Below are 14,157 nucleotides of genomic sequence, written 5' to 3'. Positions count from 1 at the left end.
GCGGCAAACCGCCCCTTGAATGACAGGTCTACCGTGGCGCCGAGACGGAGCCTTCCTTGTAATAGGAGACGTAGCTGCTGTGCAGCCGTTCCGGCGAGCCCGGATCGGCATAGCGATGCAACTCCGACATCTCCGTCTTGTTGAGGATCACGCCCACCGTTTTCGCGGCGATCTGCGGCTCGGACCGCATCACCGACTGTACCGCCTTTGCGGGGGTCACGCCCCACTCGGTGACGAAGATGAAACCGTCGACATAAGGCTCGAAGGCCTTGGCGTCGATCACCGGGAGAAGCGGCGCCAGATCGACGACGATGACGTCGAACGTATCCTTGATGCTTTCGAGGAAATGGCTCATGCCGGAAGAAGCGAGGAGTTCACTCGTATGGGCGAGCTGTTTGCTGCGCGTCGTCATCGGCAGGATCGTCAGGCGCGACCGGCGATCGACCCGCGCGGCATTGGTCCATGGCGTCTGCTGGAGCACCACCTCGACCAGGCCGACTTCCGGCTCGGAGGCCAGCATGCGGCTGAGGCCCGGATTGCGCAGGTCACCGTCGATCACCAGAGTGCGAACGCCCGTCGAGGCGATCAGCCCGGCGAAATTGGCAGCGACCATGGATTTGCCTTCGCCCGGCAGGCAGGAGACCACGCCGATCACCCGGCACTTCCGTTCCTGCAGCATGATATCGCATGCAAGCTTGGCATTGCGCAGCGTCTCGGCGAACTGAGACCGCGGCGCCTCGACCGCCACCCGCATCAATCGCCGGAACGAGATCGGGTTCCCGGGAGGAGCTCCGGCCGCTTCGGCGTCGGTCGTTGCCGGCGGCGGCGTTTCCTCCGCACTGGCGCCGCTCACCATCGGCAGATAGCCGAGGAAGCGAAGGCCCAGTTTCTCCTGCACATCGTCGCCGGTCCGGAAGAACCGCTCGCGGAATTCCAGGAGCGTCGCCGCCGCTCCGCCGATCAGCAGGCCGAGCACGATGGAGAGCGCCATGGTCAGCGTCTTGCGCGGGCTGGACGGGGCCGTCGGCAGACCGGCATCGGAGATCACGCGGGCCTTGGCGATCGGGAAGGATTGCCGTTGCGTCGCTTCTTCGAAACGTCCGAGATAGGATTCATAGAGCGTCTTCAGCGCCGCCGCCTTCTGCTCCAGTTCGCGCAGCTGGACCATCGAGACATTCGCTTCCGAATTGCGGCCCGCAACCCGGTCGATACTCTCACGCAGCGATTTTTCGCGCGAACTCGCCACTTCGAATACGTTGCGGAAGCTGCCGGTCAATTGCTGCAGCTCGCGGTAAATCTGCTGCGCGAGTTCGCTCTTTTCCGCCTTGAGCGCGACGGCCTGCGGATGGTTGGCGCCGAACTGCTGGACGATGCCCTGCTCGCGGTCGGAAATGTTGATATAACGCTTCCGGAGATCCTGAATGACCGTGTTGTCCGTATCGCGAGCCGAAATGACGGCGTTCTGAACGGCCGCGTCAGGCCCCTTGTCGATGATCGCCTGATATTGATTATAGCGTGCCGAAGCAGTTGCCGCATCGGCCTGCGCCACGATCAGCTGGCTGTTGAGATCCGAAAGCTGCTGGGTCGACAGGAGTTCGCCGCGCGGCGAAACCAGACCGTGCTGGGTCTTGAACTGCTCGACGGCAAGCGAGGCCTGCTGCGAGCGGCTATTGAGATCGTTCAGGCGCTCCTGCAGCCAGAGCGAAGCCCGCTCCGTCGCGTCGAAATTGGCGTTGAGCTGTTCGGTGAGATAGGATTCCGCATAGGTCCGCGTGATCATCGCGGCAAGCTGCGGGTCCGGCGAACGAACGGACAGTGCGATCACCGAGCTGCGGCCGACACGCTCCACGGTCAGCGATTGCTGCAGGACGGCCGCCGCCTTTTCGCGCCGGCCCATCCGGATATTCTCCTCGGATGCCGGCGGGCTGCCGGGCGTCAGAAGCGCGACGACGCTGCGGATGGCGCCCTTGGCGAGATCGACCGGCGACTGCGGCGGATTGACCACCGTCTCGTTCTGATCGAGCTTGGCCTTGTCTACCACCCTCACCGCCAATGCCTTGGATTTGAGGATCTCGACTGCGCTCGACATGCGGTTGTCGATCTGTTGGGCCGTCTGGCTGTCCTGCGGGTCGTCAGCATAACGGGAAAGGTTCTCGTCGATGAGGATCTGCGTCAGGGCGGTGTAGATCGGCTGCGCCATCACCAGGTAGAGCCCGGCAAGGGCAACGGTGGCGATGAGGCAGACGACGACGATGCCCGAACGGCGGATCGCAGCCGCCCAGAGCTTGTCGAGATCGATGAACGTGTCGTTATCCCGCGTTTCGCTCGGGAATATCGTTCTCGGCCGGAAGTTTACCTGATCCATAGGGCTCGCTTTCTGGAGCTTTGGGGAACGGATGGCGAAACCGCCGCCATCCGTCTCGTAATGATTTGAATGCGCGTCAGGCGGCTTTGACCCGCATCTCGTGCGACATCATCAGTTCCTTGATGGAGGCGTAAATCTCAGCCCCCATATCCTGACGAAGCATGGCGAAAGCGACATTCGCTTCGATAAAGCCGCGCTTGCTGCCGCAGTCGAATGTGCGCCCCTGATAGGGATGCGCATGGAACGGCTGGACCTGCGCAAGCTTGTGCATGCTGTCCGTCAGCTGAATTTCGTTGCCGGCGCCGCGTTCCTGCCGGGCAAGCAATTCGAAGATTTCCGGCTGCAGAATATAACGCCCATTCAGGTAATAATTGGACGGTGCTTCGGCAGGTTTCGGTTTTTCGACCATCTCCGTCACCTCGAAACCATGCGATACGCTATGGCCGACACCCACGATACCATAGCTCGACGTCTCTTCCGGTGCGCATTCCTCGACCGCAAAGACATTGCCGCCGACTTCTTCATAAAGATCCATCAGCCCGGCCATGCAGCCCTGCGGACCGTAGGAAACCATGTCGGGCAGGAGCAGCGCGAACGGTTCGTTGCCGACCAGTTCGCGAGCGCACCAGACCGCATGGCCAAGCCCGAGCGGCACCTGCTGGCGCGTATAGCTGACGGTGCCGGCGACCGGCAGCATCTTTTCGAGCTGGGTAACCTGGACCGTCTTGCCCGAGCGGGTCAGCGTTGCGACGAGCTCCGGCGCGCTGTCGAAATAGTCCTCGATCGCGGTTTTGTTGCGACTGGTCACGAAAATGATGTTCTCGATTCCCGCCTGCATGGCTTCGTCGACCGCATATTGAACGACGGGTCGATCGACGATCGTCAACATTTCCTTCGGCATGGCCTTGGTTGCCGGCAGGAACCGAGTGCCGTTGCCTGCGACGGGTATCACCGCCTTTCGAACTGGTCTTTTCATGTCCATTCCTTCGTCCTTTCTGAGGGCGCCCCCGCCCTATTGATCGGATTTTCAGTTGACGTCGGCCGTTTCACCAGCCGACGCATGCGAACGGCGATCGGCATGCGCAGAAGTCGGAGCGCACGTGGGTTCTCGATTGCCGTTTTCAGGAAGCCGCCGACGGAACCCTTCTTGATTTCGTCGACGAGCGTGAGAAATGAACCCGCTTCGAGGATGCTGCGGGTGCGCCTGCGCTGGGCAGCCGAGGCTTTGGCATCCAGCTTGTAGCGGGAGAGAAAAACGCGGTCGGAGGCGAGCATCGCATCCAGATGGCTCTGCTCCAGAACGCGCGAGATCGAGTCCTGGCGCAGGTGATAGACATATCCGATCTCCGGCACGATCGCGCACCGTGCACCGCTCGCCAGGGCAGAAGCAAGCAACAGATAGTCCTCGCCGATCCGCAGCACCTCGTCGAAATGCAGCCCGTGCTCAACGAGAAACGCGCGCTCGAAGATCGGCTTCATGTAGCCGAAGTTGAAGGTCGATTGGAAAATCACGTTCGAGCCGATGAAATCGGCAAGCGTCAGCATCGACTGCTGCCTGAGCGCCTCTTTGGAGAACATCGCATGGGGCTCCCCGTGGTCGAACGGGATGACGTCGAGATTGTCGACGACGATCTGTGCCTGCGCATCCTCGGCCCGCTCCAGCATGTTCAACAGCCTGACGGGATAAACCGTGTCGTCGGAATCGAGAATGGCGACCCACCGGCCCCTCGCCGCAGCAAGTCCGGCGTTTCGGGCCGCAGCCGGCCCGCCGTTCACCGCCTGGGCGATCAGCCTGACCCGCTGATCGGAATAGCCTTGCGCGATTGCCCGCGTCCGGTCCGTCGAGCAATCGTCGACGACGATCACTTCCAGCGTTACGCCGATCTGCGCGAGCGCACTGTCGATGGCACGCGCGAGCGTCTCCTCGGCATTGTAAGCCGCAATCACAAAGCTCACGTCGGGCTGGAAATCCGGGGCCTGCATATCATTCATCGTCATGTGGCTTCGGCGGCTCCGTATTGGCGGATCTCGCGAATGCCGAGCGTGCCCGTGACCGCGCCGGCATGGAGTGCCGCACGAAGAGCGTAGCGCGTACGGGTGACCGGCGAGGGAATGGTCGCCGCCGCCACTGCCAGGCAGTAACCGAGCTTCAGCGCAGCAAGCGCGGTCTGCTTGATCCGGCCGAGGCCGGAATTCTTTGTCGCAAGAATGCGCCCATGCGTCTGCCCGGAACGGAACCTGCGCTTGGCGAGCCAGGAAAAGCTTGCCCGCTTTTCGGGAACCAGTTCCTCGACCGTTGCATCCGATGCAAATTCGATCCGTCCGCCCGCATCCGTCAAGGCGGTGAAGAAATGCGTATCCTCGCCGCCGCTCTGGCCGAGCGACAGCGCGAACCTGCGGCCCGCAACGACCGGCGAACGCATGTGGAGAAGGGTATTGCAGGTATAACCCGTCCTGATCTGCCCGCCGACCCAGACGGGCATGGTCGAATGAAAATCGCCCTTGCGCATCCAGTCGGCGCTTTGGGTTCCATAGACCGCCCTCACCGGCCCGAGAACCGCATCGGCTCCGGTCAGCCTCGCCGTCGATACGAGCCCGACCAGCCATTCCGGCTCCGCCGTCTCGTCGTCGTCGATGAAGGCGAGGTAGTCCGCATCGCTTTCCGCAAGGCAGGCATTGCGGGCAATCGAGATGTTCGACTTCGGGCAATGGACATAGCGGATCGGGAACGGCGAACGCTCCCGCAAACCATCCACCAGCCCGCTTGCGCTCGGGCTCGCATCGTTATCGGCAACGATCAGGCGCAGGTCCGCGCCCGCCGGGACGGCAATCTCGAAGAGCGAGATCAGCGTCTCGGCGAGTTCCGGACGCCGATAGGTGCAGATACCGATATCGATGCGGAACGGCCTTCCCTCTGCCGTCATCAAGCGATCCTCCGCGCTCGAATGCCGATCAGTTCCAGCCAGAAGCCCGCCGACCAGGCGAAATGCATGATCATCGCCGAAAGCGAGGCGAGCGGGCCGTAGGGATTGTTCTTGCCCACCGCCAGCCAGAAGCCGTAGCCGATACAGACCGCGGCCCAGATGACCATCGGTATGGCCGCCCACCAATAGAGAAGCGCAAGCACTGCGCCGACTACGACCGGCGCCACCGCGAGCGGGATCGCCTGCCGGAGCTTCGGGATCGAGCGATGTTTGATCAGGTTCTTCGCCCGGCCGCGGCCATAGGCGAGATATTGCCGGAACAGCGCGGGAGCGCTCGAACGCGGATAATAAGTCATGTAGGTCTTGCCGGTCATCCAGATGCGGAAGGCGTCGGCGCGTAGCCGGAAGTCCAGCTCGGCGTCCTCGTTATGGCTGAAGCTTTCGTCATATCCGCCGACCGCGCGGAAGGCTTCGATCCGCATCAGCGCGTGGTGGCCGTGATCGACCCATTCGCCGCCACCGCCGGCACGATGTTTCGATCCGCCGTTTCCGAGCTTGGAATTCTGCGCCACCGCGGTCGCCTTCTGGAAAGCGCCGAAGCCGACCGTCTCCATGCCGACGACCACGGAATCGGCATCCATGTCGATCGCCTCCTGCAGAAGCGTGCGGCAGTAGTCGTCCGGGTAGTCCCCATGCGCATCGATGCGGATGAGAAAGTCCCGGCCCTCGCCGAACCGATCGACGGCGAGATTGATGGCGGCGCTCTGGATGCGCTTGGGATTGCCGAGCAAGACGACGTCCCGGATCTCCGGGATGAGGCTCTGGACGATCTCCGGCGTGCCGTCCTGGCTGCCGCCGTCGGCAACGACGATCAGCATGTCCATGTCGCCGCGCTGATCATTCAGCTTGTGCAACAGCGGCGCGATCGTCGCCGCTTCGTTGAGGCACGGGATCACCAGAAGCGTCCGGATATCGGACATCTGGGCATTGGAGTGAGAACGCGAAACCATACTCCACCTCACGATTGCACGGTTGAAACAGTCGGCACTTCTGCCGGCGACGAGACGTTGGGATGTAGGGCAGCGAGCCGAGAGACAAGCGCACGGCAATCCGCCGGTCCGGTGACCCACTGGCTGCGCTCCACGGCGGCAAGCCGGGAAAAGAGATCGAGGTAGCGCGCGTCCGTCATCTCGTTGAACAGCGCTTCGAGGGTTTCTGCCGTCACCTGATTGCGCACCAGACCGATGCCGCGCTTGCCGATGAAGCGGCCGGTCTCGGTGCCTGCCAGCGCGATAGGAACCGCGCCGTACAGCCCGCCTTCATAGAGACGGTTCGGCAGCAGCCAGCTGGAATTCAGCCCTTCCTCGAAAAGGTCGATCGCCCAGGTGAACTGCACGTCGCCGTAGATCGCAGAAAGATCCTCGGGATTGCGGTAGGCACCGTGGAACTCGACATGCGGGGCGGCAGCAACCTTTGCATCGAAATCGTCGAACTCGCTGTAAGCCGGGCGGCCGCGCAACACGATCTCGACCTTTCCGTCCATGCGGGCTGCGAAATCGATCAGCATATCGAGCGACTTGCGGCAGCGGATCGCCCCGAACCAGCCGATACGCCAGGGCTTCCCCGGCTCCGGGGGGCGGGGTTGGAGCGGCCCGGAAACCGGTTCCGGCTCAAGCGCAAGCACCTTGTTTTCCAGAAGCATCACCGGCAGGTCGAGGCCGGAACGCGGTTTGAAGAAATTTTCCACGAAAGCCGGGGAGCTGGTGATCAGCAGGCTGGCATGGCGGCCGAAAAACAGCTGCGCCTGGCGCATCAGACGGCCCTTCATTCCCTCGTCGAGAAGCAGGCGGTGAATATCGAGGCATTCGTAGACGACGGGAACCTGGCGGCCGAGCATGGACGCGGCACGTCCGGCAAGCGCCAGCGTCTCCAGATTGCGGGCGATGATGACGTCGGGTTTGGCGATATCAGCCAGCGTCCGCTTCAGCCTCATGCGAGCGGCAAGAACCGCTCCGATGCGCTGCGCAAAACGCCCGTCCGCCGTCTGCCCGAGTGAAACGGTTGTCACATCCCGCTCGCCGGCAAGTACGTTCGAGCCACGCTCGAAGCCCGCGACGGTGACGGTCGCACCGCCGGCCTTCAAGGTCAGCACGCGCCGCCGGATGGCCGCGTCGGCCATGTCATGCGCGAGATAGAGAACGTTCAAAGTCAAATCGTCCAACTCCATTGTCGAGCCGCCAAGGCGGCTCAGCCGAGCGTGCAGAGCACGGATTCAGGAAAGCGGCATTTCTCGCCGATCGCGGTAAAGGAGATCCGGTCGACGGTCATCGAGGTCGGCTGAGTGTAGGAGAATGCGCCCATCCACTGCTTGAGCGTGTCGGTTCCCCAGAGGCTGAGAAAGATCTTCTGGGGGTTTTGCGGGATCTTCGTCTTGTCCGTCACTTCGTGGACGAGCTTGCCGTTCACGAAGTAACGGAGGCGGCTCTCCTCCCAGATGAACGCATAGTCGTTGAAGCCCTGGTCTGCACCGCCTGCGACCGGAACCAGCTTTTCATTATTGCCCTTGGCGGAAACATACTGATTGAGCTGTACCTGCCCGGTATTCTTGCCGAGCACTTCGAAGTCGATCTCGTCATGCGGTTTCTTGTCGGTCGGGCCGATATAGGTGAAGAACGCCGAATTGAGCCCTGAGCCCGTCGCGGATTTCATGCGCACCTCGTAGGTCCCATAGCCGAAACGCGCCTTGGTCTGGATTTCGCCGCAGGCGAAGTCGCGATCGCCGGTCTTGTCTCCCGTGAAGCTGAGTTGCAGGGCGCCGCCCTCGACCTTCACCTGCTTTTTCGACCAGGTGCAGTTCTGGTGCTTGCCGTTGTTCCAGCCGTCCGAGACGTACCAGACGGAACGATCGAGGCTGTCGAAGTTCTCCACGAAGGACTGACCCGCAGCACCCTGTTGGGCGTATGCTGCGGGCGAGAGAAGTCCAGACACCGCCGCAGCGATGATAACCTGGCAGGTTAGTTGAATCTGTCTGGCCTTGGCCGTCATGTTTCACCTATGCAGTTGCGTCATTACGGGTTCGCCGGGATGGTTGGCCCCGGCGGGTGAGTGGGACCTGGCGGCGGCCGAAAGCTTGGCCTTGCGACCGCGGCTGCCCGTCAACACTTCGTACAGACCGCGCATTCTGCGCGAGACGAGGCGGTTGCTGATAAAAAGAATGAGGAAGCTTCCGACGACAGCGGCCACGTAGAAGACGGGATAAAGGGCATCGCCTGCCACCCGGTTCCACACCATCCACATCAGGACGAGCAGCGGGTAATGGGCGCAGAACATCCAGAAGCTCAGGCTTCCGGTGGCGGCAAGCCGCTGGCCGGCCCAGGAACGGATGACGATCGCCGACATCAGCCAGAATCCGCCGGCGCCGACAATCGAAAGCGCACTGCGCGCCATGTCGAGAGGCCAGGGGAAATCCGGGCCGGTCCAGTAGAGGCCGATGGACAGCAGTACGGCGGCGGCGAGCATCGCTGCCGTACCCAACCCCGCATACCGGTCCGCAACCTTGAGGTCCACCCGGTGGAGCGCCAGGAAGATGCCGAGGGTGAAGCTGAACAGGATCGATTTCTTCAGCACGATGACGAGCGTCAACCCCGGAGTGATCGCCAGCAGGAACAGCACGCCAAGGGTCGCTGCCGGAAACCGCCGCACCGACATGGCAAGGATCGGCGACAGGATGATGCAGACGATCAGGTCGCGCAGAAAGTAGAGAGGAATATTGATCGGCAACCCTTCCGTGGCCAGTGCATTGCTCAAGAGTTCCCGCGTCGAAAGGTTCCAGAGATCAGGGAAATACCCAATACTAATTTCCATGGGTTGGACGACGAGCACGGCCCCAAGCAGGCCGAGGTTCCACAATAGGAAAGGCACCAGGACCGTCCTCGCCTTGGAGCGAAGCGTCTTGGCATAGTCGAACGTCTCCCAGCCACGCTGGAACAGCAGGTAGCCGGAAATCGCGCTGAGGCACGGCACGCCGATACGAAACAGGCTATCCCCGAGGAAAACCCTGAGCCAATCGAACAGACCATTCAGCCCCAGGAAGGGGCTGGTCGCGGGATCGTGCGGCACGTGGACGAAGAGTATGCCGGAGATCAGCAGGATACGCATCAGATTGATACGGGAGGATATGTTTGGATCGACAGTCAAACGAGTCACCCTTTTTGGGCGGTGCCTCCCGTCACCACCATTTCAATCAGAGCAGACTTGAGCCCGCAGTCACGCAAAAAGGATCGGGCCGAGTTTGGCACAAAATGTGGCGGCGCAGCAAAAAAGCAACCTGCACGAAAATACTCGCGCTCGATGAGGCTCCTGTCCGGGAACCCGGTACGGCTCCCTGGACTTATGGTTTTCAAGGGCTCAGGCCTCAATGAAGGGCTCGGAATGTTGCACCGCAACAGCACAAAAAAATCTTTTTGCAATAGGCCGAAACGGCTAGCCCTTTCGTATCCATGTACCTCAATGGCTGGTAGGCGGCACACAATGTGGCAGAATCTGGGCAAATATGCGACACGATCAGGCGAAAACGACAGCGGTCGCGTCGTCCCCATCTCCGGCGATGGACGAACGCCAAGATCGTCTGCGAAACGCGCGCTCGATCAGTAAAAAAGCGGCGGTTGAAAGGATCGCCCCGGCTGCACCGCCCCTTATTGCCTCGAGAATAACGGTTCGTTAACTGCGCCGCAAAGATAGGCAAGCCGACCTGTCGATCGTCGCCGAAAACAGCGCCGGGTGGGCACCAGGGGGACCGATCCTGGATCTTCCGAGGCCGACGGACTTGCCAGATTGAAGCCCGTGACAAATTTCGGCCCGAATGTAACGGTCTTTGATAGCGCGCTCCACCGACGTCGGTTGTGATCGCCTTCACGCCTTGGCGGGAGCCATATGGTCAAATCCTGCTACGGGAGGTCGTTCGATACGGCAGCAAACTGCCGTCAACCCGGAGCCCGACAAACGTCAGAGGCTTGTAATTCTTTGAAGAGGCAGGGGCTAAAACATGGCGACGTTCACGGTTGTTATCCCATTTTTCCAAAAGGAAGCCGGCATACTCCGCCGCGCACTGAAATCGATTTTCGATCAGACCTATCAGGACTTCGATATCGTCATTGTCGACGATGAGTCACCCCTATCCGCATATATGGAGCTTCAAGGTATTGAAGATGCCTGGAGATCCCGCATCCGCATGATCCGCCGGCAGAACGGCGGGCCGGGTGCCGCACGCAATACCGGCCTCGACAACATACCCGCCGCCACCCGTTACGCAGCGCTTCTCGATTCGGACGACGTCTGGCTGCCGGATCATCTGAAGAATGCCTTTGAGAGCATGAGCCGCTTTGATGCCGAGTGCTACTGGGCCTCGATGCAGGCGAGCGACGAGTTCTATTACCACTTCGGCATGGCCGAACTCGAACAGACGGAAGGCGGTACGCGGCTTTCTGAAAGCCCGCTCCTGATCGAAATGCCGGATCTCGCAAGCGTCATGCTGAAGAACTGGAGCTTCCTGCATCTCTCCTGCATGGTCATTGCCCGGCCGGTCTTCGAAACGGTCCGTTTCGAACCCTCGCTACGGCTGGCGGCCGAAGACGTGCTGTTCTTCGTCGACTGCATCCTGAAATCGAAGCGAACCCTGCTGTGCGACGAAGAGGGGGCGGTCCGCGGCATGGGCCTCAACATCTTCCACAGCATCGACAATCGCTCGCCGCAGTTCCTGCGACAGCAGTTCAACACCTGGGTGGCGCTCGATACGCTGGAGGAACGTTTCCGTTCGCGCCCCGGCGACGTCGCCTCGATCGCATCCTACAAAGACACCGCCCGGCGGCAGGCACTCTGGAGCCAGGCCGGACGGGTGAAACGCCGCCAGGCGCCGGACCTCGGCCTGCTCGCCCGCTGGGTGATGCGCGATCCCGCGCTGATTCGGGCAGCATTCGAACTCGGGGCCGGAAAACTCGGCCGCAACGCACGTTAAATGGCTGCGTTTCCTTTTAAATTCATCATCCCACGGAGGCCCGCATGAAAGCGTACTACTGGGAATCGCATCACGGCAATTTCGGCGACGACCTCAATCTCTGGCTTTGGGACGCGCTGCTTCCCGGTTTTCGCGATGTCCACCCTGAAGTCCTGCTGGTCGGCGTCGGCACGGTCCTCAATCCGGTCCTGCTGCCTGCAGGCCAGAAGAAGCTGGTCATCGGCAGCGGCTACGGTTATGGCACGCCGCCTGATGTCGCCGACGCGGCGGAATGGGACGTGCGGGCGGTCCGCGGGCCGCTGACGGCCGCCAAGCTCGGCATTTCGGCCGACAAGGCGATCACCGACCCCGCGGTGATGATCGCCGACATGCCGGAATTTCGGAACCTGCCGAAAATCCACAGGAAGACCTTCATTCCACATTGGGAATCGGCCGAGTTCGGCATGTGGAACGCTGTCTGCGAGCCCGTCGGCCTTACCTATCTCGATCCGCGCGGCGAGGCGAAATCGGTCATTCGCCATATCGCCCAGTCGGAGCTGATCATCGCCGAATCGATGCATGGCGCAATCCTGGCGGATGCCTTCCGGGTGCCGTGGGTCGCCGTCAGCAGCTCCCGTTCCATCAACAATTTCAAGTGGAACGACTGGGCCGCATCGGTGGGGACGACATACGAACCGCGTTATGTGCCGGTCTCCACCCGCGCAGAAGCGGTGGCCAAGCGCTCGCGCTTCTGGGGCATCAGCTTCGACGGCCAGCAACCCGCGCATGAGGCGGTGCCGGAGCCGCACAGCGGCGAGGTCATTACCCGGACGCCCTCGCGGACAGGCCTTCGCGGCATGGCAAAGCAGTTGCTTGCAGCTCCGTCCGTGCTGGCGCTCTGGCAGGCAAGCCGCGCGGAGCCGCGGCTCAGCCCGATCGAGGTTCTGGACGAGCGCAAGGAGCGATTCCGGACGATGCTGGAAGAAATACGCAGCGATTATTTCTGAACGGCGGGTATGCCGGGCAGAAGATAGCGCATGCCGGCCGGCTGCGCCGGCGGCTTGGACGACCTCACCCGCAGGAGATCGAGCTTGTCGAGGAAGATGCCCGTCGCAACCGCCGGCAGGACCTGCGGGCGGGAGAGCAGGTGTCGGATGGCCGCGCCATTCCCTGCCTGCGACTTGACGTCGAGGAAGGCACGCAGCTCGTAGCGGTCGCGCGTATGGTCGCGATGCCGGACGATCACCGCCCTCTCCTCCTCGCTGAGCGCCGGATCGGCAAGCATCGCGTCGTCCGCCTCGTAGAATTTGCGCAGGTCGTCGGTACGGTGCCGGCCGCTCAGTGAATCCTGGCGCACGAGCGCGCCATAACCGCAATGCTCGATCACCTTGTAGCGTGCGCCCTTGGCAAGCGCCCGGGCGTAGAAATCGTAATCCTCGCCGAAACGCATGTTCTCGTTATAACGAAGGCCGTGGGCGTCGAGGAACGCCCGGCGCATCACCGGCTTCAGGAAACCCGTCTCACCGCGTTTGATACCGCGCTTGGAGATGTTTCCTTCCACGAATTCCTCAAGCGATATCGTCCGCGCCCGGGTCTCGAAGCGTTCCGGACGGAGGAATTCGCTCGGTTCGTAGATGAAGGCGATATTGTCGGCGATGAGGTCCCAGCCCTCCTCCTCCAGCATCGGCGCGAACCGGCCGGGGAAGAAGAAGTCGTCGGCATCGAGGATACCGATCAGCGGCGCGTTCGATATGGCGATCGCGTGATTGCGGGCTGCGGAGGGGCCGCGATTCTTTTCGAACGAAACAACCGTCAGTCGTCCCGACCTGTCATCGGCATCACGCGCGACATCGGCGGTGCCGTCGGTCGATCCGTCATCGACAACCACGACCTCGCTGACGCGCTCCTCATTCAAGGCAGATTGGATCGCAATTCCAATGGTTTCCGCGCCATTCCTGACCGCGATGATGACGCAGATCGTCTGAGAAGCGTTTTCCGCCATAGCCCACTCCATGTTGCATCGCCACGCAACTATGGGCTCAGGAAAATGGCCCTCGTGTGAAACTGGCAGAAAAAAGCGCGATTTCGTTCAGGTATCGCTGGCCGGGAGGTGCGGGGCGGGATCGGCACGCAGCCCGTCACGCCGGCTGCCGTCCTTTGAGCTCTTGGCCGCCGCAGCGGCGTCCGAAGTTATCCCGGCATCCCGCAACTGCTTTTCACGGCGGACCAGATAGAGGATGGCGACGAAATATCCCGCCTGGATCAGAACAGCACAGATCAGGGTCTGTATAAATGCCGTATAGAGCGACCCGGTGATAAAGTACGCAGCCACCGCGAACACGAGCAGAGTCCCTGTCATGCTGATAAAGACGCGCGGCGCGTACATGATCCTTCCTCCCGAACATAAATGTTCCGCTCTAGGCTTTTCAGGCTCCTCTCCCGATAAAACAACCATATGAGTCTGGCGGAGAGGATTCAAGTTTTCCGATCCCGATAGTGCCAGCTATTGGTGAAACTTTCGTAAGGTCCTCGAGGTTCCCGATAAATACTGCAGGCAATGGATCGATCTTTATCTCAGTACCACAAGCCCTCAAGCCTCGGTTTTGCCACATTTTCGCCGGGATTCGACTGGGTTGGAACGAAATCCGTGGCCAGTTCTCTCAACTCCCGTCAAACCCGATCAACTTTTGTTACAAAGCTCACGCGAACCCGCCAACCATTGTTGCGCTGCAGCATTGTATTGCGACGCAACAGGAGTGGGCCTTTGGTCCCAGACGGAAGCTACTTTGGTCCCCCTCGCCAAGCAGCTGCGCGATTTATGACTAGCAGGCCTACAGGAGAGTATGCGGGGATAAGTTTCAACCAAGATGCCAATA

At 61.4% G+C, this 14,157-nt stretch carries 12 protein-coding genes; 2 read left to right on the top strand and 10 right to left on the bottom strand.

Annotated features, from left to right (window positions below; genetic code table 11):
• Window positions 1-28: 28 nt before the first annotated feature.
• The 8 genes from J2857_RS01030 to J2857_RS00995 form a co-directional block, all read right to left on the bottom strand.
• Entirely contained in the window at window positions 29-2,365 is a 2,337-nt protein-coding gene (locus J2857_RS01030) for a polysaccharide biosynthesis tyrosine autokinase (protein WP_210008142.1), read from the bottom strand.
• 76 nt (window positions 2,366-2,441) lie between these two features.
• Entirely contained in the window at window positions 2,442-3,347 is a 906-nt protein-coding gene (locus J2857_RS01025; protein WP_210008141.1) for a UTP--glucose-1-phosphate uridylyltransferase, read from the bottom strand.
• Entirely contained in the window at window positions 3,338-4,363 is a 1,026-nt protein-coding gene (locus tag J2857_RS01020) for a glycosyltransferase family 2 protein (protein ID WP_210008140.1), read from the bottom strand. The genes J2857_RS01025 and J2857_RS01020 overlap by 10 nt, the downstream gene beginning before the upstream one ends.
• Window positions 4,360-5,289: a glycosyltransferase gene (locus J2857_RS01015; RefSeq protein ID WP_210008139.1), complete on the bottom strand. Its 930-nt coding sequence runs from the start codon at window positions 5,287-5,289 to the stop codon at window positions 4,360-4,362. Before J2857_RS01015 ends, J2857_RS01020 begins: the two co-directional genes overlap by 4 nt.
• The gene (locus J2857_RS01010) at window positions 5,289-6,299 is read right to left on the bottom strand and encodes a glycosyltransferase family 2 protein (protein WP_210008138.1); all 1,011 of its coding nucleotides are present in this window, start codon (window positions 6,297-6,299) and stop codon (window positions 5,289-5,291) included. Before J2857_RS01010 ends, J2857_RS01015 begins: the two co-directional genes overlap by 1 nt.
• A gap of 8 nt (window positions 6,300-6,307) precedes the next feature.
• Entirely contained in the window at window positions 6,308-7,516 is a 1,209-nt protein-coding gene (locus J2857_RS01005; RefSeq protein ID WP_210008137.1) for a glycosyltransferase, read from the bottom strand.
• A gap of 20 nt (window positions 7,517-7,536) precedes the next feature.
• Window positions 7,537-8,334 carry a glycoside hydrolase family 16 protein gene (locus J2857_RS01000; RefSeq protein WP_210008136.1) on the bottom strand — a complete coding sequence of 266 codons (798 nt, stop codon included), beginning with the start codon at window positions 8,332-8,334 and terminating at the stop codon, window positions 7,537-7,539.
• Window positions 8,335-8,337: 3 nt separating this feature from the next.
• The gene (locus J2857_RS00995) at window positions 8,338-9,486 is read right to left on the bottom strand and encodes an acyltransferase family protein (protein WP_245362973.1); all 1,149 of its coding nucleotides are present in this window, start codon (window positions 9,484-9,486) and stop codon (window positions 8,338-8,340) included.
• 847 nt (window positions 9,487-10,333) lie between these two features.
• Between J2857_RS00995 and J2857_RS00990 the strand changes: the two genes are divergently transcribed.
• Window positions 10,334-11,302, top strand: coding sequence for a glycosyltransferase family 2 protein (locus tag J2857_RS00990; protein ID WP_210008135.1), 969 nt, complete (start codon window positions 10,334-10,336; stop codon window positions 11,300-11,302).
• Between the two features lie 44 nt (window positions 11,303-11,346).
• Window positions 11,347-12,288, top strand: a complete 942-nt coding sequence (locus J2857_RS00985) for a polysaccharide pyruvyl transferase family protein (protein WP_210008134.1) — start codon at window positions 11,347-11,349, stop codon at window positions 12,286-12,288.
• Here the strand turns inward: J2857_RS00985 and J2857_RS00980 are convergent.
• Together J2857_RS00980 and J2857_RS31215 are read right to left on the bottom strand one after the other, a co-directional pair.
• On the bottom strand, window positions 12,279-13,283 hold the full coding sequence (locus J2857_RS00980; protein ID WP_210008133.1) for a glycosyltransferase family 2 protein: 1,005 nt from the start codon (window positions 13,281-13,283) through the stop codon (window positions 12,279-12,281). The genes J2857_RS00985 and J2857_RS00980 overlap by 10 nt on opposite strands.
• A gap of 87 nt (window positions 13,284-13,370) precedes the next feature.
• On the bottom strand, window positions 13,371-13,667 hold the full coding sequence (locus J2857_RS31215) for an exopolysaccharide production repressor protein (protein WP_210008132.1): 297 nt from the start codon (window positions 13,665-13,667) through the stop codon (window positions 13,371-13,373).
• Window positions 13,668-14,157 lie beyond the last annotated feature (490 nt).

The organism is Neorhizobium galegae (assembly GCF_017877055.1).
GTDB lineage: Bacteria > Pseudomonadota > Alphaproteobacteria > Rhizobiales > Rhizobiaceae > Neorhizobium > Neorhizobium galegae_D.
The sequence above is the reverse complement of the archived record's forward strand: the minus strand, read 5'-3'. Positions and strand labels throughout refer to the sequence as shown.